Below are 21,539 nucleotides of genomic sequence, written 5' to 3'. Positions count from 1 at the left end.
AGTGGGCGTTGAACAGGAATGGCGCCCGAAGATTCGGACTGCGAAGCTCGGATAAGCAGTCTGGTGCGGCACGAGAGGACGTCGCGAGATCAGGCAGGAACGTAGCTCAACCTGATCACATCCTCGCCGATCCGATCATGAGCCATCAGGCGCAGCGGCGGCCGGGGCCCGGCGAAATACGGCTTGCCGTGACCAAGCACCACGGGGTGCAGGTAGATCCGATACTCATCGATCAGGCCCAGTTCAGTGAGGCTTCGCGCCAAATCCGGGCCGGCGACTTCGATCTCGCCGTCGCGCTCGGTCTTCAGCTTTCGGATAGCGTCCCCGAGATCGCCCTCGACAAGCCTTGCGTTGGGACCGACGGACTTCATCGAGCGTGAGACGACCCATTTCGGCTGGCGCCGCCACGCCGCCGCGTAGGCAAGTCGCTCGGCATCCCATTCAGGATGCTCGTCGTCCCAGTAGCGCATGACCTCATACATGCGGCGACCGTAAATGCTGCCCGCCTGGCGCTCGGCCTCCTCGATGAAGTGGCGGAAGAGCGCGGGGCTCGGCCCGAAGGCCGTGTGATCGACGTAGCCGTCCAGCGACTGGTTCATTCCGAACACGAGCTTGGCCATTGTCTGTTCCTCACACGGCATCACAAATCTAATTGCATTGTGCAATCGGTTCAGATTAGGCCGACTGATTTTATTTTGCAATTGGTTCTGCCGCATACATAAACGCAACACATTTCGGGCCGGATGATCGCCCGATCCTTCGCTGCAGTTCTCCCAACCGCGCAAATCCATCCGACGATGCAAAGCCGTTTCAAAACGGCCATTTGAAAACGGTGGGATTCAGCTAAATATCTGAAATTGTTGGCGCGCCCGAAGAGATTCGAACTCCTGACCCCCAGATTCGTAGTCTGGTGCTCTATCCAGCTGAGCTACGGGCGCGCAACAGGCCGTGCATGAAACAGGCCCCGCGATCCGGTCGAGAATGCCGGCCGCGATGTGGAGTGTTCCCTAACGACTGAATTTGCGAAAAGCAAGCCGATCCGGCAAAAGTTTTGTCGCAGGTGGTTTTGCCGCGCCTGAGGTGTATCGAGATTCAGGTCAGGCCGAGTCGAAAATGGTGGTTTCTGAGAACCGGAGCGGAGCGTACTTAAAGTACGTGAGCACCGGAAGCGGAGGAAGCCGCCATTTGCAGGCCGGCCTCACCTGAATATCGGCATACCTCAAGCCGGGCGGCGCAGGCCGTTGCGCGCCTGATCGAGCCGCACCGGCTGATCGGGAATGGTGACGGCGAAGACGGTGCGGCCGCCGATCGATTCGACCAGCTCGACCGTGCCGCCATGAGCGCGGATCAGCTCGTGCGCGATCGCTAGGCCAAGCCCCGTGCCGCCGCTGCGCGCCGAGCCGCGGAAGGCGGCGAACAGGTTCTCGCGCGCCTTGGGCGGCAGGCCGGGTCCGGTGTCGGTGACGGTGATGCGGCTGACGCTGCCCTGGCGCTCGGCCGCGACCGCCAGCCGGCGCACCACCGCGCTTTCGGTGTCGGCGGCCATCGCCTGCACGGAGTTGCGGCAGAGATTGGTGAGCACCCGGAACAGCTGGTCGGAATCGGCATCGACCTCGAAGGCGTGCTCGATGGCGTTGATGAACTCGATGCCCTCCTCGATGTCGAGCAGGCCGTGCACGTCGTCGACCAACTGGCGCAGTCGCACGCGGCGGCGCGACGGCGCCGGCTCCTGCGTACGGCCATAGTGAAGCACACCTTCGGAGTAGGAGACGGCGCGGTCGAGGGCGCGCAGAAGCTTCGGCGCGAAGGCCTGCACGGTCGGGTCCTTCACCTGGCGCAGGCGATCCGACATCAGCTGCGCGGACGCCAGGATGTTGCGCATGTCGTGGTTGATCTTGGAGACGGCCAGGCCGAGATCCGCGAGATGCTTCTGCTCCGACAGCATCTTCTGCAGCCGGTCCTGCATCTGCGACAGCTCGCGTTCGGCGACCCCGATCTCGTCGGCGCGGTCGGCAGGGCGGATGACGCGGCCGGGATCGTCGGGCGCCTCGGAGAAGGCCAGGATCGAACGCGTCATGGTGCGGATCGGCCCGATCATGATCAGGTCGATCGCCGCATAGACCAGCATGGCCGTGAACAGCGAGATGAGCAGCGAGACGACGGCGACGTTGCGCGAGTATCTCAGCATGGCGTCGCGCAAACGGTAGTCCGGCATGATCAGCTCGAATTCCTTGTCGCTGTCGCCGACCGGACCGAAGACGCGCAGCATGCGCTTGCCGCCGAAGAACAGCGTGTCGAGCGCGCCGGTCATGCCGTTGATCAGGCCGACATTGGCTATATCGATGTGCGCGTCGACCTGTGGCGGCATGTCGGCGACCACCAGAAGCCGTGAGACGCCACCGTCACGCACCGCGATCGCCTTGGCGCCGATCGCCATCAGCACATCGTTCTGGGCGTTGTGGGACAGCGAGTTGGGCTCGCCCTGCAACAGCACGATCGACACCGCAGCGGCTGTGCTCAGGCGCTCCTTCAGCCAGTTGACCCGGTAGCTGGCGATCCAGGGCAGGAAGATCAGGATTTCAGCCAGCAGCACGAAGGCGATGGTGAGTAAAAGCAGCTTGGTCGACAGACCGCGCGACAATGGCACCCGGCGCGACGAATTCGCCGCCGCCGGTTGTGCCTTCTCGTTCGTGGGCAGAGTTTCACTCGTCATTGACGCGCATTCACAAAGGCTTGATCGGCCAAGATTATGCGATTTGCGGTCTTTTTGCCAATTTCATCGTCGGCTCGGCGAAAAATGCCTCGCGGCGGGGCGGATTGACTTCCAAAGACCTTCTTTCTATAAGCCCGCTCACGCTCGGGCCATTCGTCCCGGCGCGGTTTCGATCGCGCCTAGGCCGGCCCGGCAAAGCTCCTGTTACACGGTGACAGAATCAAGAAGGGCCGCACCCCGCGGTATTAAAACAAATGAAGCGTACCTACCAACCGTCCAAGCTCGTCCGTAAGCGCCGGCATGGTTTCCGTGCCCGCATGGCCACCAAGGGTGGCCGTGGCGTCGTTGCCGCCCGTCGCAACCGCGGCCGCAAGCGGCTCAGCGCCTGAACGAAAGACGAGATCGTTGCCCGCACCCGGCAAGCCACAGGGGAAAACTCCCGGGCGGCTTCTGAAACGCGCGGATTTCTTGGCTGTGCGCGGCGGCGAGAAACGCCGCGGGCGGCTTTTTCTCGTTGAAGTTCTCGACCGCGGCGATGACCTTGCGCCGCGCGTCGGCTACACAGTCACCAAGAAGGTCGGCAACGCCGTGGTGCGCAACCGCGTCCGGCGGCGGCTGAGGGAAGCCGTGCGCGTTCATGCCGCCGATGACATGGCGCCCGGCAATGACTATGTCATCGTCGGGCGTGAAGACGTGCTTGCCATTCCGTTCGGCCAGTTGAAGGCCGAGCTCTCCCGCCGGCTGCGCGGAACACGATAGGCCAAGGGCTTCGATGGAAAACAACCGCAATTTCTTCATCACCATCGCGCTGTCGGTGCTGATCCTGACGCTCTGGCAGGTGTTCTACATGAACCCGCGCATGGAGCAGCAGCGCGAGCAGGCCCGCGTCGAGCAACAGCGCGTCGAGGCGCAGAAGAAGGAAGCGCAGGGCACCAATCCAAGCGCGGCCGGAACGCCGGCCCCGACCGCCGGCGCCATCCCCAGCGCGCCCGGCAGCGACAGCGTGACCGCGGCCAGCCGCGACCAGGCGATTGCCGCCACCAAGCGCGTCAAGATCGACACGCCCAGCCTTGAGGGCTCGATCAACCTGACCGGCGCGCGCCTCGACGACCTGAGGCTCAAGCACTACACCGAGACGGTCGACAAGAACTCGCCCGAGATCGAGCTGCTCAACCCCTCGTCGCTGCCCAATGGCTATTTCGCCGAGATCGGCTTCGTCGGCAACGACACCACCGGCACTGTGCCCGGCGCGGATACGGTGTGGAGCGTCGACGGCAATCCGACGCTGACGCCCTCGACGCCGGTGACGCTGACCTTCACCAACGACAAGGGCCTGACGTTCAAGCGCATCATCTCGATCGACAACGAATACATGTTCACCGTTTCCGACACGGTGCAGAATTCGGGAACGGCCGCCGTCTCGCTGTACAATTACGGGCGCGTCACCCGTTTCGACAAGCCGGCCGTCGCCAGCACCTATGTGCTGCATGAAGGCCTGATCGGCGTGACCGGCAGCGAGGGGTTGCAGGAATACAAATACGCCAAGATCGAGAAGGACAAGGAATACACGCCCAGCAAGTCGACCAATGGCTGGCTCGGCATCACCGACAAATACTGGGCCGTGACGCTCATCCCGACGGAGAAGCAGCCCTTCCAGCCGAAATTCTCCTATTTTGAGTTCAAGGACGGGCCGCACAGCCACAGCTATCAGTCCGACTACCTGTCCGACGCGATCAGCGTCGCGCCCGGCCAGTCGACGACGGTCGAATCCGAAATCTTCGCCGGCGCCAAGGAAGTCTCGACCATCAACGCCTATGCCAAGGACCGGCAGATCCGCCAGTTCGACCTTTTGATCGACTGGGGCTGGTTCTATTTCATCACCAAGCCGATGTTCTGGCTCATCGACACGCTCTACAAATTCTTCGGCAATTTCGGGCTGGCGATCCTCGCCACCACCGTCGTCGTCAAGGCCATTTTCTTCCCCCTCGCCAACAAGTCCTATGCCTCGATGGCGAACATGAAGAAGGTGCAGCCGAAGATGGTCGAGATCCGCGAGAAATACGCGGACGACAAGATGAAGCAGCAGCAGGCGATGATGGAGCTCTACAAGACCGAGAAGATCAATCCGCTGGCCGGCTGCTGGCCGGTGGCGCTGCAGATCCCGGTCTTCTTCTCGCTCTACAAGGTGCTCTACATCACCATCGAGATGCGGCACGCGCCGTTCTTCGGCTGGATCCACGACCTCGCGGCGCCCGATCCGACATCGATCTTCAACCTGTTCGGCCTGTTGCCGTTCGCGGCGCCCGCCTTCCTGCCGCATATGGGCGCCTGGGCGGTGGTCATGGGCATCACCATGTTCCTGCAGATGCGCATGAACCCGGCGCCGCCGGACCCGACGCAGGCGGCGATCTTCACCTGGATGCCGGTGATCTTCACCTTCATGATGGGCAGCTTCCCGGCCGGCCTCGTGATCTACTGGGCCTGGAACAACACGCTGTCGATCCTGCAGCAGGGCGTGATCATGAAGCGCCAGGGCGCCAAGATCGAGTTGTGGGACAATCTGGCATCGATCTTCCGCAAGAAACCATCGCCGGCGGAATAGACGGCTCCTGAACTGCTAAGACGAAAAAACCCCGGCATCGTTTTGTCCGGGGTTTTTGTTGATCAGGCTCAACGATCAGCCGTCAACCTTCGAGATTGGCCATGGCCATGTTTCCGGCTGTCATTCCAGGGCGGAGCAAGCAGCGAAAAAAGCCCGGCGCGAAGCCGGGCTTTCGATAGGGTGTCGCGCCGGTTAGCCTCAGCTCACCTGGACCTTGCCAGCCGCAGCCTGGTCCTCGGCGATGCGCTGCTGGAACATCTGCGCGAAATCGATCGGATCGAGCATCAGCGGCGGGAAGCCGCCATTGCGGGTGGCGTCGGCGACGATCTGGCGGGCGAAGGGGAACAGAAGCCGCGGGCATTCGATGAACAGCAGCGGCAGCATGTGCTCCTGCGGGAAGCCGCTGATGGCGAAGACGCCGCCATAGACCAGCTCGACATTGAACAGCACTTCCTGGTCGAAGGAGGCCTTGGCGTTCAGCGTCAAATTGACGTCGAACTGCTTGTCCGAGAGCGGGTTGGCGTTGACGTTGACATTGATTGCGATGCCCGGAGCCTTGTCGCGGCCGCGCAGCGAATTCGGCGCGCCGGGGCTTTCGAAGGACAGGTCCTTCACATATTGCGCAAGCACATTGAGCGAGGGCTGGTTTTGGGTGCCGTTGCCGTTGGCGGCGCCGGTCGCGGCGTCATCGTTGCTGGCCATGAGCCTTTAAGTCCTTTTGCCTGGGCAGCATTGCTGACCGGATTGAAATCGCGGGTTCGCTACCATGCTCGGCCGGACAAAACAAGTTTTGCCGCCTCTGTCGGGCGATAGGTCCGGGACTGGTTCCCCGTCACAGGGATTTTGAAAGGTTGCGATTTGTCTTGGTGCAAGATTTTCCGTTCATTTCCGCGAAATCAGCGTAAGCGCCGGGGATGGGTTGAAGCCGCCCCAACGTCGTCATTCTATGGCGGAGCAAGGAGCGAAGCGACGCGCGCAGACCGTAGAATCCATTCCGTGACTTGGAAGCGCCGCCACGGTGCAAAAATTCTGCTCCGTTGCGATCCTTGGCGAAGGTAACGGCATGGATTCCAGGGTCTTCGCGACGGAGCTTCGCTCCTGCTCCGCCCTGGAATGACGATCGCGATGGGCGTTTCGGCCAATCTCCAAGGCATGCCGTCTGCCAGAGCCGACCGGGCAAAATCCCCCGTCCGGGACTAATCGTTCTTCAGCCGCCGCCAGGGCGAATTGTGGTCCGGCCGGTCCGGATAATCGTCGCGCGAATAGTCGCTGTCGTCGAGGTCGATGACATTGTTGCGGCGGCGCGCCGAAAAGCCGCGGCTGAAGCTGGTCGCCATGACTATGCGGTTCTTGAGCAGGCGCCAGGCGAAGTCGCGCACCGGCGGCAACAGGAGAAGAATGGCGAAGAAATCGGTGATGAAGCCCGGAATGATCAAAAGGATCGCCGCCAGCACGATCATCGCCCCGTGCGCGAGCTGGCGGCTGGGATCGCGCCCGGCATCCATCTCCGCCCGCACCCGCGCCATGACGCCAAAACCCTGAAGCCTCAGCAGCAGGCTGCCCGCGACGCTGGAAAGGATGACCAGCCCTACCGTAGCCAAAGCCCCGATCTCGCGGCCGACGACGACGAAGCCGGCGATCTCCAGAAGCGGCAGCAGGAGCAGGAACAGCGGGATGAACGAGATGCGCAAGTCTTGACCGATCGCTTTCTTCTTTTGCGGCGCTGACGGACAATCGCCGCTGGCCTTGGCGCCTTTAGATAGGTATGGCTGCCTTTGATTTGAATGATTGCGCCTGCCGTTCTATATGCTTTGGGTGTTGAACGCTATGCGACCGCGGTCCCCAGGGGTTACGCCGGTCCGGCACGGACAGGGATCGAGTTGGCGGAAAATATGGGTTTCTTCGACTTCGGCACGATTTTCTTTCTGATTGCGGCGGTTGTGATCTTTTTCCAGCTGCGCAACGTGCTTGGACGTCGCACCGGAAACGAGCGCCCGCCCTTCGATCCTTATTCGGCGAGCCGCACGCGCGAGGCCGACGCGGCGCAAAAGCCTGAAAATGTGGTGTCGCTGCCGCGCAAGCGCGCGCCGGGCGAAACCGCGCCCGAGATCTATGCCGATATCGACGCCTTCGCCAAGCCGGATACCGACCTCAACAGGGGCCTGCGCGCGATCAAGGACAATGACCCGTCCTTCGATCCCAAGACCTTCGTTGACGGCGCCAAGATGGCCTATGAGATGATCGTCATGGCCTATGCCGACGGCGACCGTAAGACGCTGAAGAACCTTTTGTCGCGCGAAGTCTATGATGGTTTCGTCGCCGCGATCGGCGACCGCGAGGCCAAATCGGAGAAGATCCAATCCTCCTTCGTCGGCATCGACAAGGCCGACATCGTCGCCGCCGAAATGAAGGGCTCGGAAGCGCATATCACGCTGCGCGTCGTCTCCGAGCTGATCTCGGCGACCCGCGACAAGGCCGGCGCCGTCATCGACGGCGACCCTGAAACGGTGGCCGAGGTCAAGGATGTCTGGACCTTCGCCCGCGACACCCGCTCGCGCGACCCGAATTGGAAGCTTGTCGCCACCGAAGAAGAAGATTGAGATCAAGCGGCGGGGCTCCAGTCGTGCCGCTCTCTTCCGCATTCGGCATAAAATCCTTCAGCGACCTTCCGGGCTGGGGCGAAGATGACCATGCTGCGGCCTTCGCCGCGTTTCGCCGCTCGGCCTTCCACACGCCGATAAAATCTTACCGCACCGGATCGCTCGGCGTCGATTTCAATGCTTTTGCCGATGCCTATGCCGAGGCGCGTGCCGTTTCGGCGCCGAGCAGGTCCGAGGCGCGATCTTTTTTCGAACGGCATTTCGTGCCGATGCTGGTGCAGCCCGAAAACGGCTCGGGTCTCGTCACCGGCTTCTACGAGCCCGAGGTCGAAGCCTCGCCGGTCAGGACCGGGCGATTCACCGTGCCGCTGCTGTCGCGCCCCGCCGACCTGATCGAAATCGACGATGGCAACCGGCCGGCCGGCATGGATGCCTATCTGGCCTTCGCCCGCCGGACGGATGATGCTCCCGTCGAATATTTCGACCGCGGCGAAATCGAGCGCGGCGCGCTCGCCGGCCGAAATCTCGAAATCGCCTGGCTCGCCGAGAAGGTCGATGCGTTTTTCATCCATGTGCAGGGCGCGGCACGTCTGAAGATGACCGACGGCAGGCTCGCCCGCGTCACCTATGCCGCCAAGTCCGGCCAGCGCTTCACCGGCCCAGGCAAGATCTTGAGCGATCTCGGCGAGATTCCGCTGACAAAGGTAACGATGCAATCGATCCGAGCCTGGTTCAAGGCACATCCCGACCGGGTCGACGAGATCCTGTGGCGGAACCGCTCCTATATCTTCTTCCGCGAGGCCGCGGTCGACGATGCCGCGCTTGGACCCATCGCCGCCGCCAAGGTGCCGCTGACGCCGGGCCGCTCGGTCGCGGTCGACCGCCTGCTGCACACATTCGGCACGCCCTTCTACATCGATGCGCCGACCCTTACCGCCTTCGATGAAAAACCGTTCCGGCGGCTAATGATCGCGCAGGACACCGGCTCGGCTATCACCGGTCCGGCGCGCGGCGATCTCTTCGCCGGCTCGGGCGACGCTGCCGGCGAGATCGCCGGCGTGGTCCGCAACGCGGCCGATTTCTATGCGCTGGTGCCGCGTGCGCTTCTGCATGGAGCGACCCGGTGAGCCGCCGCGACGATCATCTCAGCGACGACGACCGTATCCTGTGGAACCTGGTGGCGCGCTCTGCCCGGCCGCTGAAGGGCAAAACCGCCGTCGAGATCCCCGACATTGTCGAGCCCAAGCCCGAGACCCCCCGGCCTGCCGCCAATGGCGTAGCGGCCGTGGCCGCCAAGCCGAAGGCGCCGCATGTGGCGCATTCGCTCGACGACCAGACGCTGCACAAGCTGAAAAAAGGCCGGCTGCCGATCGAAGGCCGCGTCGACCTGCACGGCATGACGCAGGACGAGGCCTATTCGCTGCTGCTCACCTTCCTCAACCGCGCGCATGCCGGCGGCATCCGCTACGTGCTGATCATCACCGGCAAGGGGTCGTCCTCGGGCGGCGACGGCATATTGCGCCGCGCCGTGCCGGCCTGGCTGTCGACGCCCGCTTTCCGGCATCTGGTGTCCAGCCACGATCATGCTGCCCGCAATCATGGCGGCTCGGGCGCGCTCTATGTGCGGCTGCGGCGGATACGGTCATGAGGATTCGCCAATGAGCCAGCCGACATGACCCCGTTCGGCGAGAAGCTCAGGACGCTGCGCGCCGAGCGCGGCGTCAGCCAGAAGGTAATGGCCAAGGCCATCGGCGTCAGCGCCGCCTATCTGTCGGCGCTCGAGCACGGCCGCCGCGGCGCGCCGACCTGGACACTGATCCAGAAGATCATCGGCTATTTCAACATCATCTGGGACGACGCCGAGGATCTTGCCCGCCTCGCCGAGAGCTCGCATCCGAGGGTCAGGATCGACACATCGGGCCTTTCGCCGGCGGCAACCGAGCTGGCCAACCTTTTGGCCGAGAGCATCGAGAAGTTGGATGAGGCGGAGCTGAGGAAAATCACGGCGGCTGTCCGCGCTGCGCTGCGCGGATAGCTTGCCCTGATGAAACGGGGCGGCTAGCCGAAGCCGCCCGAACTTCGTCATCCACGGGCGAAGCCGACGCGCAGGCCCGAGGATCTATTCCGTGAACTCGCGCGAAGGGCAAGGCGGCGCAGAACAGAGATCGTTCTGCGCCGCAGTGACGTTCAGCGAGGGCCACGGCCTCCGTGTGCTAGGCCGCGAGCAGCCCTTATTCCTGAAATCACTGCTTGCCGGCGCCGTTCGTGCTACCGCGTCCGCCATTGTTGTTGTGATCGCGGCCGCCATTACCACCGCCCAGACAAGCCGAGGAGTCGACGCCGCAGCAACGGCCGCTCCACAGGTCGTTGAGATTGGTCTTGGCACAGCTTTTGGTGGTCTCGTCCGCCAGGGCCGATCCGGTCAAGGCCGACACCGCGATGGCGGCAAGCAGGGTGTTTCGCAGTAAAGCAGTCATTGAAATTCTCCATGGTTGGGTTTGTCGTCCACGGCTGTGTGTCGCCGGCCGGACGCAAAAGGTTCATGGAGAGATGCGAAATAATGTGTCCGAGAGAGCGAAACCCTCTCTTCGTCATCTAGGGCCTGCGCTGCGTCGCTGCGCTCCTTGCTTTGCTCGAATGACGAAACCGAGGTTAGCGCCCTCAGCTCTGCCTACTGCACCGAGCCCACAAGCACAGGCTGGCCGTCGCGGATCGAGACCCAGCGCCCGGTGTTGTCGATCGCCTGCCGCTTGAGGAAGCGGTAGCCGGTCGCGTCCCAGGCTTTGACCTTGTCGGTCAGGTTGTCGAGCACATAGTCGCCCTTGTCGGTGCGCACCGTCAGCACCGAATGGCCTTCGCCGTCCGGCTTGCGCACGACGGTGATCAAAAGGTCGGCCAGCGACATGCCCAGGCGGTAGAGCTGGCGGCGCTTTTCCAGCACATAGTCCTCGCAGTCGCCATAGCCGTCGTCCGGATAGGCCCAGACTTCGTCCTTGCCGTAGTGATCGAGATCGCTCAACGGCTTGACGGCGGCGTTGACCTTGGCGCTGACGCTGCCCAGCCTGCGCCACAGCCCGTCCGTCATGGTGGCCGGCCCGAGAGTGACCGGGCGGATGTTGCATTCGCTCGGATGCGATTTGCAGAAATCATAGTGGCCGATCGGTTGCGAGGTCAGGCCGCCCGTGGCCATCGCGCCAGCCGCCCAGGCCGGCACCGCCCAATGCGCAGAGATCGCCAGTCCTGCGGCTGCACACAAGCGCAGAATCCGCGTCATCGCTGAGGAAGTCATTGCCCCCGCCCTGTTCTTTATTAACGAAACGTTAAGGGCGATTTACAGTCCGTGTCAATTGGAGACGACGGTCAGTTTGGCGGCATGGTTACCTGCGCGATCCCGTAGCGGCACTTTCGCAACAGAAGCGCGGGTGCAACACCGCTGGCCGCCAAGTGGCGGCTAGGCTGATGCCGGGCTCCGGCGTTCAGCTTTTGGCGGAACGGACCAGTTTCGGCTTCGCCGCCACCCGGTGCTGGCGGCCATAGCTGGAAATGAAGTCGACGATGCGCGGCACGATCTCCGAGCGGAAGCGCGAGCCGTTGAAGACGCCGTAATGGCCGACGGCCGGCTGCATGTAGTGCGCCTGCCTGTCGGCCGGGATGTTGACGCACAAATCATGCGCGGCCTGGGTCTGGCCGAGGCCGGAAATGTCGTCGTTCTCGCCCTCGATGGTCAAAAGCGCAACGTTGCGGATCGCCTTCGGATCGACCGGCTCGCCGCGATGCGTCATCTCGCCCTTCGGCAGAGCGTGGCGCACGAACACGGTGTCGACCGTCTGCAGGTAGAATTCCGCCGTCAGGTCCATCACCGCCAGATACTCGTCATAGAAGTCGCGGTGCTTTTCGGCGCTGTCGCCGTCATGCTTCACAAGGTGCATGAAGAAGTCCTTGTGCGCGATGATGTGGCGGTCGAGATTCATGCTCATGAAGCCCGAGAGCTGCAGGAAGCCGGGATAGACCGGGCGGCCGAAGCCCGGCACCGGCCACGGCGCCGGCATGATGACATTATCGCGAAACCAGTCGATGCCCTTTTCCTTGGCCAGAAGATTGACCGCGGTCGGGTTGCGGCGCGTGTCGACCGGTCCGCCCATCAGCGTCATGGTGGAGGGCACGAAGGGATCGCCGCGCTTTTCCATCAGTGCCACCGCCGCCAGCACCGGCACGGAGGGCTGGCATACGGCCATCACATGCGTGTCGGGGCCGAGCGCGTGGAACATCTCGATGATGTAGTCGACATAGTCGTCGAGATCGAAGCTTCCTTGCGCCGCCGGCACCATGCGGGCATCGACCCAGTCGGTGATGTGCACGTCGGCATGTGGCAGCATCGCCTCGACCGTGCCGCGCAGCAGTGTCGCGTAATGGCCCGACATCGGCGCCACGATCAAAAGCTTCGGGTCGGGCTTGCGGCCGGCGGGCAGCGCGCGCTCGAAGCGGATCAGGTCGCAGAAGGGCTTCGACCAGACCGTCTTTTCGGTGACGTCGACGCTTTTCCAGTCGACCACGGCCTTGTCCAGGCCGAACTGCGGCTTGCCGTAGCGACGGGTGGTTCGCTCGAAGAGCTCCGCGGTCGCCGCGACCGAGCGGCCGAAGGGGGTGTGGGAAACCGGATTGAGTGGGTTGGAGTAGAAGAGCCGCACAGCGTCGGCATAGAAGCGGGCCGGCTGCAGCGCCGCATGGTTCATTTCGTAGAGCTGGTAGAACATCGCGAACCCCGCTGCTGTCCGACGACCAAAAGGACGACGAACTGCGCCGAGCCTTGAATGTCTCCCGGCGAGGTTAGCAAGATATTGTTGCGATGCAATACGTCATTTTGTCTGACGAATGCATCTTTCGTTCAACCTGTTGAAAACCGGACCTAAGCGGGCGAGCCGGCTCAATGTGCGCTGCCGAAATGTGAACGATATGTGTCCGGCCCCTCATGCCGGACACGACCATGCATATCGCCCTGAAGTGGGCAGCGCTTTGGATGACGACGCGCATCAAAAAGGCGGCTCAGACGCGCGCCATGCAGACGGCGGTATGGCCCGAACCGATGAAGCCCAGCTGGCCGGCGGCGCCGCGGGAGAGATCGAGCATGCGTCCCTTCACGAACGGACCGCGATCGTTGATGCGCACGACGACGCTGCGGCCGTTGTTCTTGTTGGTGACCCGAAGCTTGGTGCCGAAGGGCAAGGAGCGATGGGCTGCAGTCAGTGCCGAGGGGTTCATGCGTTCCCCTGAGGCGGTTCTGGAATGCAGCGCATACCAGGAAGCGCGGCCGCACTGCGCGGCGGCGGAGGAGGCGGATGAGGCGCCGGCCATCAGGCCAGCCGCGATCGTTACCGCGACAAGCGCAGTCTGGTTAGTTTTCTTCATGCTTTGGGGATGGCTCCGTTAGAGATATGCCCCGCCGATATGTGCCGAATGAGGCGGGAAATGCGGCATTGATCTGGCAGTTCCATGGCGACAGCACACGTTTGGAGTCGCCGCGAAACAGTTTGTCATGATATTCACGGCCCCGTTAAGGCGTATTCTCAATGAATATCGGGCCGGCATACGGGACATTCGGGGCAAGATCGGCCCACAAGATTTGAAGTACTGAGGGACGGAACTGCTTCGGTTCCTCGACGTCTTTTGTTGCGTCCCCATTGCCGTTCAGGATCGACTTCCGGAGAGGGTCCAGCCGATGCGATTGATCAGATTTGTGCTGGCGCTGATTGTGCTGGGGCTGGGTGCGCTATGGTCGCTGCAAGGCCTCGGTCTCGTCAAGGGCAGTTTCATGACCGGGCAGACGCAATGGCTCTATATCGGCCTCGTCACCATGCTGGTCGGCGTGGTCGGCCTCCGCTGGGCGACTCGCTCGCGCATATGACCTTGCCGGTCGGGGCGGAGACGGCTGGCGGTCAGGCGGTCGCATTCGCCGGCAAGCAGCACCGTTGCGCGCGTCGCTTCGCCCTAGAATGACAAAGAAAGATGGCCGCCGCCCTCCCACAAAACACCCCAGCGAACGAAAAATCCGCCTGTCATCCCTTCTCGGCAAATCCATGCTTCAAAGGGGGTGGCATTGGGACTGCGATTTCGTGCTTGGCACGGTTAGTATAGTAATCTTATCAACATTGGGAGTGAGAGAACGATGCGCGACCTTCAAAAAACCGTTCCGGCGATCGTTCGTGGCTTGCGGCTGAGGCCGTCCGCGGCGCTCGCCCAGCGCTGATCGCTCGAGTCACGTTCGGCTAGCAGTCATGGTTGGACGCGGCAACTCCATCATCATTGTCGGCGGCGGCGCCAGCGGCGTCGTGCTAGCCGCGCACCTGTTGAAGTCGCCCAATCCGGACCTGCGCGTCACGCTGATCGAGAAGCGGCCGCATTTCGGCCAGGGCATGGCTTACTCGACGCTGCTCTCGGCGCATGTGCTCAACGTCAACGCCTCCGGCATGAGCGCTTACGCCGACGACCCCACCCATTTCGCGCGCTGGGTGCTGGAGCGCGGCCTCGCCAAGCCGGACCAGGGGCCGTTCTATGCGCCGCGCAGCCTTTACGCCCGCTATCTGCAGGACGTGCTCGAGAGCCTCGAGGAGCGCGAGCGCGAGACCGGGCGTCTCAGGCTGATCCGCGAGGAGAGCCTGTCGATCGCGCCGACCTCGTCGGGTGTCGAAGTCGCGCTCGCCAACGGCACCAGCGTCGTCGCGCACCTTGCCGTCCTGGCCACCGGTCACAACGAGCAGCCCGGCGCGTTCCAAGGTCATGCCGTCCGTATGGGGACGGAGGCCGACACCGCGCTCGATCCAGAAGCCCCGGTGCTGCTGCTCGGCACCGGCCTGAGCATGGTCGACGCTTTCCTGTCGCTGGAGCAGCGCGGCCATCGCGGCGCCATCGTCGCGGTGTCGCGTCGCGGCCTGCTGCCGTCGCCGCACCGCAAGGGCAATCCGATCAAGCTCGATATCGCCGATATTCCGCTCGGCACCCAGCTTTCCTATTTCGTCGGCTGGTTCCGCAACCTGATCCGCGAGACCCAGAAAGCCGGCGGCGACTGGCGCGACGTCGTCGATGGTCTCAGACCCTTCAACCAGACGATCTGGCAGAATTGGCCGTCCTCGGCCAAGCGCCGCTTCGTCGAGCACACCAAGGCCTGGTGGGATATCCACCGCCACCGCATGGCGCCGGAAGTCTATGCGCGCGTCACCGATGCGGTCGCCTCAGGCCGCATCCGTCTCGTCGCCGGCAGGGTGGTGGCCATAGAACCGAACGGCGGCTTCGTCGTGAAAATCCAGCCGCGCGGCACGCAGGACATCGAGACCCTGGAGGTCGCCCGCCTCTATGATTGCATGGGCATCGCCCGTGACATATCGCGGACGTCGAACGGTGTGGTGCGCTCGCTGGTCGAGCGCGGCCTGGCGCGTCCCGATCCGCTGCGCCTCGGCCTCGATGTCACGGCGAAATGCGAGCTGATCGCGGCCGACGGCACGGTGTCGTCGAAGCTGCTCGCAGTCGGACCGCTGACGCGCGGCACCTTCTTCGAGATCGACGCCATTCCCGACATCCGCGTGCAATGCGCGAAGCTGGGCAAGCAGCTGCTCGGATAAGGCTCTAGCCGCCCAGCGCCTCATAGACGACGCGGGCGGTTTCGGTGCCGGAAAAATTCTGCTGCCCGGTGATGAGGTTGCCGTCGCGTACGGCAAAGCCGCGCCACAGCCCTGCCTGGATATAATTGGCGCCGATCGCCTTGAGCTCGTCCTCGATCCGCCACGGCATCAAATGCTTGCCGCGTTCGAGTGCCCCCATCGCCCAGGTGGCGTTGTCGGCAAAATCCTCCTCGACATTGGCAAAGCCGGTTACCGTCTTGCCCGCGGCAAGCAGCGATCCGTCGGCGCGCCTAGCATAGCGCAGGATGGCGGTGCCGTGGCAGAGCGCGGCGGCCACCTTGCCGGCTTCGTGGAAAGCGACGAAGGTTTGCTGGAGACCGGTCGCGCCTTCATAGGTGAACATCGGCGACTGGCCGCCGGCGACGACGATGGCGTCGAAGCGAGCGACATCGATCTCGGCTACCGGCCGTGTGTCGTCGACCAGCGCCTGTAGCTTCGGGTTCGAGATGAAACCGAGCGAGATGAGATCGGTCTCCGAATAGCCCGACGGATCGCGCGGGTCGCTCAGCGCATCGGCTTCGCACTTGCCGCCGTCGGGCGAAAAGATCTCGACCTCGTAGCCGCGCTCGGTGAAAGCGAACCAGGGATGGGTGAGCTCGCTCCACCAGAAGCCGACCGGCCACCCCGTTATGGTGGAGACGGCCGGATTGGCGATCACGATCGCCACCCGCTTCGGCTTTCGCGCATTGACCGGATTGGGATTCCGAACACTCATTTTGCTCTCCCTTTGATGAAGTCGTCGCCGACAAAGCCGGGCACGGCAATCTGGCCACATGGCGGGGTAAATTCCGCTTTTGCCGCGCGCGGCCTTTGCCTAGGATCGGCGCATGACACAACGCGGTAGACTCTATGGCTGTCCGGTCGAGTTCGCGCTCGATGCGCTCGGCGGCAAATGGAAGACGGTGATCATTGCGCGGATCAAGCAAGGACCGCTGCGCTATTCCGAATTGCGCCGGCTGATCCCTTCGCTTTCCGACAAGATGCTGACGCAGCGCCTGGCCGACCTTGTCGAGATCGGCTTCGTCGCGCCCGAGACCTCGCCGGACGGCAAGGCGCGCTACGCGCTGACCGAGCGCGGCCGCGACCTGGCCGCGGCGCTGGAGGCGCTCTACGACTGGGGCATCCTGCATGGCCGCGCCGAGGGCGTGCGTTTCCGCACCGACATCGAAGCCGCGGCCTAGAGCAATTCCAGGAAAGTGCGTAGCGCTTGGGCTCGGCGACTTCGCCGTAGCCTTCCGTCCGCAATTGCGTAACAACAAAGCCTCTGGCCTGAGATCAAGCGGCATCGGCAAGCGCGTTGCAAAAGCCCGCGACATCGGTGACGACGGCTTCGCTAAGAAAGCGCAGCGTCGCCATCGAGCGGTCGCGCGCTTCGCTATTGCCGAAGCCGCAGGCGTCCTCGATCACCACGGCGGCGAAACCGTTGTCGGTCGCCTGGCGCGCCGTCGGCTCGATGCCGATCTCCATGGCGATGCCGGCGAGCGCCACCGCACGGACGCCGCAGTCACGCAGTGCAAAGCCGAGCGAGGTGGAATCGAAGGCCGACAGGGTCAGCTTGTCGAACACCGCCTCGTCCGCGCGCGGAGCGAGTTCCGGCACGATCCGCGTCGCTTCGGCGTCGCGCGGGAACCATGGCTGGACCGCGTCGGGGCTATCGCACCGCTGCCAGACCATCGCGGTGCGCAGCTGCGTGGCGCCCATCCATTTTTTCGGCAGTGACAAATGGCGCGTGAATGCCACCCGCATGCCGTGCGAGCGCGCCGCTTCCAATGCCGTTCCGGTGCGTTCGACGATCGCCGCGGCGCCTTCGACCTGGCGGCAGATGCCGACCTGCATGTCGTAGACGACCAGCGCCATGCGGCGCGGATCGCACCATTCGGCCAGGCGCTGCGGAATCTCCATGCCTTCGCCAGAGCGGATCATGCCGCCGTCCGATCCCAGGGTTTGGCGATATCGACGGTCGGGTCGAACAGGAATTCCAGCGGCAGCGGCGCGTCGAAAGCGATGAAATGCCATTCCAGCATCCCGGCCCTGGAGAGCGGGAAATCATCGGTATAGCGCATGGCCTGCTCGACGCTGTCGAGCTCGAAGACGATGATGACGCCGCCGACATCGGCGCGCGCATAGTTTTCGCGCACGATGCCTTGCTTCCACAGCCGCCATACATTCGAGACCTCGTCGCGCAGATAGGGCCTGAGATCGTCGAGCGTGACGCCGGGCTTGAAATTGTCATAGGCAAGAATCTTCATCGGCCGCTCCTTGGCACGCGCTGTTCGCCCCGCGCTTCGTTCGGCTAGCATGATGGAAAAGGCATCGGCAACGAACGACATGGTGCGTTGAACAAGCCCTCGAGCTGGGCCTCTGTGTCGCTTTATTGAGGCAAAATGCGGCCGGTCATTGCCGGCATGGAGGAACGAGGATGACCATCGAAAGGTTGAACCCGCAGGGCATGCACAGCAACCCCGCTTATTCGCAAGGCGTGTCGCTGCCTGCTTCCGCGCGCATTGTGCTGGTCGGAGGGCAGAACGGCGTCGATGCCGAAGGCAACATCGTCGGCAAGGGCGATCTCGCGGCGCAGACGATGCAGGCGCTGGCCAATCTGGCCAAGGTGCTGGAAGCCGGCGGAGCGAAGCTGGAGGATCTTGTCAGCCTGTCGGTCTATATCGTTGGCGACCAGGATATCGCTTCGGGCTTTGGCGCCTGGATGGCGCTCTGGGCCAACCGTGCTCCGCCGCCCATTATCAAGGCGCTGCGTGTTGTCGGCCTCGGCAATCCGGACTTCCTGATCGAGATCGAGGGCCAGGCGGCGGTTGCGTAATCTCCCGCTTGAGGGGACAGACGGCGCGGCCGTGAAATTCCATTCCTCCACTCGCCGCCGGATTGGCACGATCTATCTTCTTTCCTGATGAAAAGGGCTGGAAAAGACAGGGCGCGCGATCCGCGAAACCGGAATGGATTCCCGCGGCTCCACGCGCGAGATTGCCGACATCCGCCTCGAACTGCTTCGATGGAGCACTCAAGATGAGCGAGCAGACAAAAGCGGCGCCGAAGGGCGCGCACATCAGCCTGTCGAGACTTCGTCCGCCTTACGCTTCGGTGCTCGACCTGATCGGCCAGACGCCGGTCGTCGAGCTGACCAAATTCGACACCGGCAAGTGCCGCCTGTTCATCAAGCTTGAAAGCCAGAATCCGGGCGGCTCGATCAAGGACCGCATCGCGCTGTCGATGATCGCGGCGGCGGAGAAGGAGGGGCGGCTGAAGCGCGGCGGAACCATCGTCGAGGCCACCGCCGGCAACACCGGCCTCGGCCTCGCCCAGGTCGGCATCCCGAAAGGCTACCGCATCATCCTCGTCGTGCCCGACAAGATGTCGCGCGAGAAGATCCAGCATCTGCGCGCTTTGGGCGCCGAGGTGCGCATGACGCGATCCGATGTCGGCAAGGGCCATTCCGAATATTACCAGGACATGGCCGAGAAGATCGCCGCCGAGACCCCCGGCGCCTTCTATGCCAACCAGTTTGCCAATCCGGCGAACCCACTCGCGCATGAGACCACGACCGGGCCGGAGATCTTTTCGCAGCTCGAAGGCGATGTCGACGCGGTGGTGGTCGGCGTCGGCTCCGGCGGCACGCTCACCGGCCTCGGCCGCTTTTTCGCGAAACATTCGCCCAAGACCGAGATGGTGCTCGCCGATCCGGTCGGCTCGGTGCTGGCGCCGCTGATCAAGACCGGCAAGATGGTGGAGGCCGGCAGCTGGACGGTCGAAGGCATCGGCGAGGATTTCGTGCCGCCCAATGCCGATCTCTCGCTGGTGAAAAAGGCCTACTCCATTCCCGACAAGCAAAGCATGCTGGCGGTGCGCGATCTGTTGTCCAGGGAAGGGATCCTGGCCGGCTCGTCCTCGGGCACGCTGCTGTCGGCCGCACTTCGCTATTGCCGCGAGCAGACGGCGCCCAAGCGCGTCGTCACCTTCGTCTGCGACAGCGGCAACAAATATCTTTCGAAAGTCTTCGACGATATCTGGCTGGCCGAGCAGGGCCTTGCCGACCAGGAACAGCATGGCGATCTGCGCGACCTCGTCATGCGCTCGCCGCGCACCGGCGACATCGTGACCGTCGGCCCGGAGGAAAGCCTCCTCAACGCCTATGGCCGCATGCGCCGCTCCGACGTCTCGCAACTGCCGGTGCTGGACGAGGGCAGGCTGGTCGGCATCGTCGACGAAAGCGACATCCTGGCCAAGGTCGACGGCCCCTATGACGGCCGCTGGGACCGTTTCAACGCGCCGGTGCGCACCGCCATGACGTCGAACCTGCACACGCTGCAGGCCAATCAGACGCTGGACGCGCTGCTGCCCGTCTTCGACCGCAACGAGGTCGCCATCGTCTTCGACGGCGACGAGTTCATCGGCCTGATAACCCGTATCGACCTGATCAACCATCTGAGGCGCCGCGCAAAATGACTTCGAACGGCAAGAACCGCCTGGCCTTTTCCACCCGCACCATCCATGGCGGCCAGAGCCACGACCCGCTGACCGGCGCGGTGATGGTGCCGATCTATGCCACCTCCACCTATGGCCAGCAGTCGCCGGGCGTGCACAAGGGTTTTGAATATGCCCGCAGCCAGAACCCGACCCGCTTTGCCTTCGAGCGCGCGGTCGCCGATCTCGAAAGCGGCAGCAAGGCTTTCGCCTTCGCTTCCGGCCTGGCGGCGATCGGCACGGTGCTCGAGCTCCTCGATTCCGGCGCCCACATCGTCGCCACCGACGACATCTATGGTGGCTCGTTCCGCCTGATGGAGCGGGTGCGCAAGCGCTCGGCAGGCCTGCATGTGAGCTTTGCCGACTTCACCGACTTGGCCGCCGTCGAAGCCGCCATCCGCCCGGAAACAAAACTGCTCTGGGTCGAGACGCCGACCAACCCGCTGCTGCGCATCGTCGATCTCGAAGGCGTCGCGGCACTTGCCAGGCGCAAGGGGCTACTCACCGTCGCCGACAACACGTTTTGCAGCCCCTATATCCAGCGCCCGCTGGAGCTCGGCATCGACATCGTCGTGCATTCGACGACGAAATATCTCAACGGCCATTCCGACATGGTCGGCGGCGTGGCGGTCGTCGGCGACAACAAGGATCTCGCCGACCAGTTGAAATTTCTGCAGAACGCCATCGGCGCCATCTCCGGCCCGTTCGACAGCTTTCTCGCCTTGCGTGGCATAAAAACCCTGGCGCTGAGGATGGAGCGTCACTCGGCCAACGGCCTCAAGATCGCGCAATGGCTGGAAACGCGAAAAGATGTCCGCCGGGTCATCTATCCCGGCCTCGCCAGCCACCCGCAGCATTCGATCGCCGTCCAGCAGATGCACGCCTTCGGCGGCATGATCTCCGTCGACCTCGACCGCGACCTCGCCGGCACGAAACGCTTCCTCGAACGCACCCAGCTCTTCACTTTGGCCGAAAGCCTCGGCGGCGTCGAAAGCCTGATCGAGCATCCGGCGCTGATGACGCACGGCTCGATTCCGGCGGAAAAGCGCGGGGCGATCGGCATAACGGATTCACTGGTGCGGCTGTCGTGTGGGATCGAGGATGGGGATGATTTGGTCGCGGATCTGGAGCAGGCACTGGGGTAGGTGAGGGTCTTGGGGGCAGTCGTCGAGTTCCGTCACACCCCCTCTGGCCTGCCGGCCATCTCCCCCGCAAGGGGGGAGATTGGATGTCGCGACCGCTTTCGCGAATCATCGACGTTGCAGGAAAGGCGCCGCCGGCGGAGCTGCTAATCTCCCCCCTTGCGGGGGAGATGCCCGGCAGGGCAGAGGGGGGTGTTGTCCCGCCAACCTGTCCTTCGTCATTCTAGGGCGGAGCAAGGAGCGAAGCGACGCGCGAAGACCCTAGAATCCTGTGTGTTGGTTCTGGTGTATGGTTGAAGTGGGAAGGAGACCGAATGAATCCTGGTCGTCCTT

Annotated in this window: 24 protein-coding genes and 1 tRNA gene; 13 read left to right on the top strand and 12 right to left on the bottom strand. The window is 63.4% G+C overall.

Annotation, left to right across the window (positions count from 1 at the left end):
- Window positions 1-89 precede the first annotated feature (89 nt).
- The 3 genes from FJ423_RS31740 to FJ423_RS31730 all read right to left on the bottom strand — a co-directional run bounded on the left by FJ423_RS31740 (window position 90) and on the right by FJ423_RS31730 (window position 2,713).
- On the bottom strand, window positions 90-620 hold the full coding sequence (locus tag FJ423_RS31740; RefSeq protein WP_140847530.1) for a dihydrofolate reductase family protein: 531 nt from the start codon (window positions 618-620) through the stop codon (window positions 90-92).
- Window positions 621-861: 241 nt separating this feature from the next.
- Window positions 862-938, bottom strand: a tRNA-Arg gene (locus FJ423_RS31735).
- A gap of 281 nt (window positions 939-1,219) precedes the next feature.
- Window positions 1,220-2,713: a HAMP domain-containing sensor histidine kinase gene (locus FJ423_RS31730; protein WP_095767953.1), complete on the bottom strand. Its 1,494-nt coding sequence runs from the start codon at window positions 2,711-2,713 to the stop codon at window positions 1,220-1,222.
- A gap of 254 nt (window positions 2,714-2,967) precedes the next feature.
- On the opposite strand from FJ423_RS31730, the gene rpmH reads away from it, so the two are divergent.
- The 3 genes from rpmH to yidC are packed head-to-tail and all read left to right on the top strand — an operon-like array spanning window position 2,968 to window position 5,315.
- A complete protein-coding gene (gene rpmH / locus FJ423_RS31725; RefSeq protein WP_008833937.1) occupies window positions 2,968-3,102 on the top strand; it encodes a 50S ribosomal protein L34 in 135 nt (44 codons plus the stop codon).
- A gap of 16 nt (window positions 3,103-3,118) precedes the next feature.
- Window positions 3,119-3,472: a ribonuclease P protein component gene (gene rnpA, locus FJ423_RS31720; protein WP_095767954.1), complete on the top strand. Its 354-nt coding sequence runs from the start codon at window positions 3,119-3,121 to the stop codon at window positions 3,470-3,472.
- A 13-nt stretch (window positions 3,473-3,485) separates the two neighbouring features.
- Window positions 3,486-5,315, top strand: coding sequence for a membrane protein insertase YidC (gene yidC, locus FJ423_RS31715; protein ID WP_140847528.1), 1,830 nt, complete (start codon window positions 3,486-3,488; stop codon window positions 5,313-5,315).
- A gap of 198 nt (window positions 5,316-5,513) precedes the next feature.
- Here yidC and secB read toward each other — a convergent pair whose 3' ends face one another.
- Window positions 5,514-6,017, bottom strand: coding sequence for a protein-export chaperone SecB (gene secB, locus FJ423_RS31710; RefSeq protein ID WP_095767956.1), 504 nt, complete (start codon window positions 6,015-6,017; stop codon window positions 5,514-5,516).
- A gap of 494 nt (window positions 6,018-6,511) precedes the next feature.
- Window positions 6,512-7,006 carry an FxsA family protein gene (locus FJ423_RS31705; RefSeq protein WP_140847526.1) on the bottom strand — a complete coding sequence of 165 codons (495 nt, stop codon included), beginning with the start codon at window positions 7,004-7,006 and terminating at the stop codon, window positions 6,512-6,514.
- 201 nt (window positions 7,007-7,207) lie between these two features.
- Here FJ423_RS31705 and FJ423_RS31700 point away from each other — a divergent pair, with 201 nt between their 5' ends.
- Genes FJ423_RS31700 through FJ423_RS31685 form a run of 4 tightly spaced genes read left to right on the top strand, consistent with a single transcriptional unit; the run spans window position 7,208 to window position 9,950 of the window.
- On the top strand, window positions 7,208-7,915 hold the full coding sequence (locus tag FJ423_RS31700) for a Tim44/TimA family putative adaptor protein (RefSeq protein ID WP_140847523.1): 708 nt from the start codon (window positions 7,208-7,210) through the stop codon (window positions 7,913-7,915).
- Between the two features lie 23 nt (window positions 7,916-7,938).
- Window positions 7,939-9,042 (top strand): murein transglycosylase A, encoded by a 1,104-nt coding sequence (locus FJ423_RS31695; protein WP_140847520.1) that lies wholly within the window; start codon window positions 7,939-7,941, stop codon window positions 9,040-9,042.
- Window positions 9,039-9,563, top strand: a complete 525-nt coding sequence (locus tag FJ423_RS31690) for a Smr/MutS family protein (protein WP_140847517.1) — start codon at window positions 9,039-9,041, stop codon at window positions 9,561-9,563. Before FJ423_RS31695 ends, FJ423_RS31690 begins: the two co-directional genes overlap by 4 nt.
- Window positions 9,564-9,587: 24 nt before the next feature.
- Complete coding sequence (locus FJ423_RS31685; protein ID WP_140847514.1) at window positions 9,588-9,950, top strand: helix-turn-helix domain-containing protein; 363 nt, start codon at window positions 9,588-9,590, stop codon at window positions 9,948-9,950.
- Window positions 9,951-10,158: 208 nt separating this feature from the next.
- Here FJ423_RS31685 and FJ423_RS31680 read toward each other — a convergent pair whose 3' ends face one another.
- The 4 genes from FJ423_RS31680 to FJ423_RS31665 form a co-directional block, all read right to left on the bottom strand.
- Window positions 10,159-10,392 carry a hypothetical protein gene (locus FJ423_RS31680; RefSeq protein ID WP_140847511.1) on the bottom strand — a complete coding sequence of 78 codons (234 nt, stop codon included), beginning with the start codon at window positions 10,390-10,392 and terminating at the stop codon, window positions 10,159-10,161.
- A 194-nt stretch (window positions 10,393-10,586) separates the two neighbouring features.
- The gene (locus tag FJ423_RS31675) at window positions 10,587-11,204 is read right to left on the bottom strand and encodes a transglutaminase-like cysteine peptidase (protein WP_140847508.1); all 618 of its coding nucleotides are present in this window, start codon (window positions 11,202-11,204) and stop codon (window positions 10,587-10,589) included.
- A gap of 187 nt (window positions 11,205-11,391) precedes the next feature.
- Window positions 11,392-12,669, bottom strand: coding sequence for a polyhydroxyalkanoate depolymerase (locus FJ423_RS31670; RefSeq protein ID WP_140847506.1), 1,278 nt, complete (start codon window positions 12,667-12,669; stop codon window positions 11,392-11,394).
- Between the two features lie 289 nt (window positions 12,670-12,958).
- A complete protein-coding gene (locus FJ423_RS31665; protein WP_095767965.1) occupies window positions 12,959-13,321 on the bottom strand; it encodes a septal ring lytic transglycosylase RlpA family protein in 363 nt (120 codons plus the stop codon).
- Window positions 13,322-13,631: 310 nt separating this feature from the next.
- Between FJ423_RS31665 and FJ423_RS31660 the strand changes: the two genes are divergently transcribed.
- Together FJ423_RS31660 and FJ423_RS31655 are read left to right on the top strand one after the other, a co-directional pair.
- Window positions 13,632-13,817 carry a hypothetical protein gene (locus FJ423_RS31660; protein WP_140542964.1) on the top strand — a complete coding sequence of 62 codons (186 nt, stop codon included), beginning with the start codon at window positions 13,632-13,634 and terminating at the stop codon, window positions 13,815-13,817.
- Between the two features lie 370 nt (window positions 13,818-14,187).
- Complete coding sequence (locus FJ423_RS31655) at window positions 14,188-15,528, top strand: FAD/NAD(P)-binding protein (RefSeq protein WP_140847503.1); 1,341 nt, start codon at window positions 14,188-14,190, stop codon at window positions 15,526-15,528.
- Window positions 15,529-15,532: 4 nt separating this feature from the next.
- Here the strand turns inward: FJ423_RS31655 and FJ423_RS31650 are convergent, their stop codons facing one another.
- On the bottom strand, window positions 15,533-16,303 hold the full coding sequence (locus FJ423_RS31650) for a type 1 glutamine amidotransferase domain-containing protein (RefSeq protein WP_140847501.1): 771 nt from the start codon (window positions 16,301-16,303) through the stop codon (window positions 15,533-15,535).
- Window positions 16,304-16,415: 112 nt separating this feature from the next.
- Between FJ423_RS31650 and FJ423_RS31645 the strand changes: the two genes are divergently transcribed.
- A complete protein-coding gene (locus FJ423_RS31645) occupies window positions 16,416-16,769 on the top strand; it encodes a helix-turn-helix domain-containing protein (protein ID WP_140847498.1) in 354 nt (117 codons plus the stop codon).
- 94 nt (window positions 16,770-16,863) lie between these two features.
- On the opposite strand, the gene FJ423_RS31640 is transcribed toward FJ423_RS31645, so the two are convergent.
- Window positions 16,864-17,511 (bottom strand): cysteine hydrolase, encoded by a 648-nt coding sequence (locus tag FJ423_RS31640; protein ID WP_140847495.1) that lies wholly within the window; start codon window positions 17,509-17,511, stop codon window positions 16,864-16,866.
- A complete protein-coding gene (locus FJ423_RS31635; RefSeq protein WP_140847492.1) occupies window positions 17,508-17,837 on the bottom strand; it encodes a hypothetical protein in 330 nt (109 codons plus the stop codon). Before FJ423_RS31635 ends, FJ423_RS31640 begins: the two co-directional genes overlap by 4 nt.
- 170 nt (window positions 17,838-18,007) lie before the next feature.
- On the opposite strand from FJ423_RS31635, the gene FJ423_RS31630 reads away from it, so the two are divergent.
- The 3 genes from FJ423_RS31630 (at window position 18,008) to FJ423_RS31620 (ending at window position 21,209) form a co-directional block, all read left to right on the top strand.
- Entirely contained in the window at window positions 18,008-18,406 is a 399-nt protein-coding gene (locus FJ423_RS31630) for a RidA family protein (RefSeq protein ID WP_140847490.1), read from the top strand.
- Between the two features lie 203 nt (window positions 18,407-18,609).
- Window positions 18,610-20,046 (top strand): pyridoxal-phosphate dependent enzyme, encoded by a 1,437-nt coding sequence (locus FJ423_RS31625; RefSeq protein ID WP_140847487.1) that lies wholly within the window; start codon window positions 18,610-18,612, stop codon window positions 20,044-20,046.
- Entirely contained in the window at window positions 20,043-21,209 is a 1,167-nt protein-coding gene (locus tag FJ423_RS31620; RefSeq protein WP_140847484.1) for a PLP-dependent aspartate aminotransferase family protein, read from the top strand. Before FJ423_RS31625 ends, FJ423_RS31620 begins: the two co-directional genes overlap by 4 nt.
- Window positions 21,210-21,539: the final 330 nt, after the last annotated feature.

It is taken from the genome of Mesorhizobium sp. B2-8-9, from assembly GCF_006439475.1.
Classification (GTDB): Bacteria; Pseudomonadota; Alphaproteobacteria; order Rhizobiales; family Rhizobiaceae; genus Mesorhizobium.
This window is presented reverse-complemented; position numbering and strand designations above follow the sequence as displayed.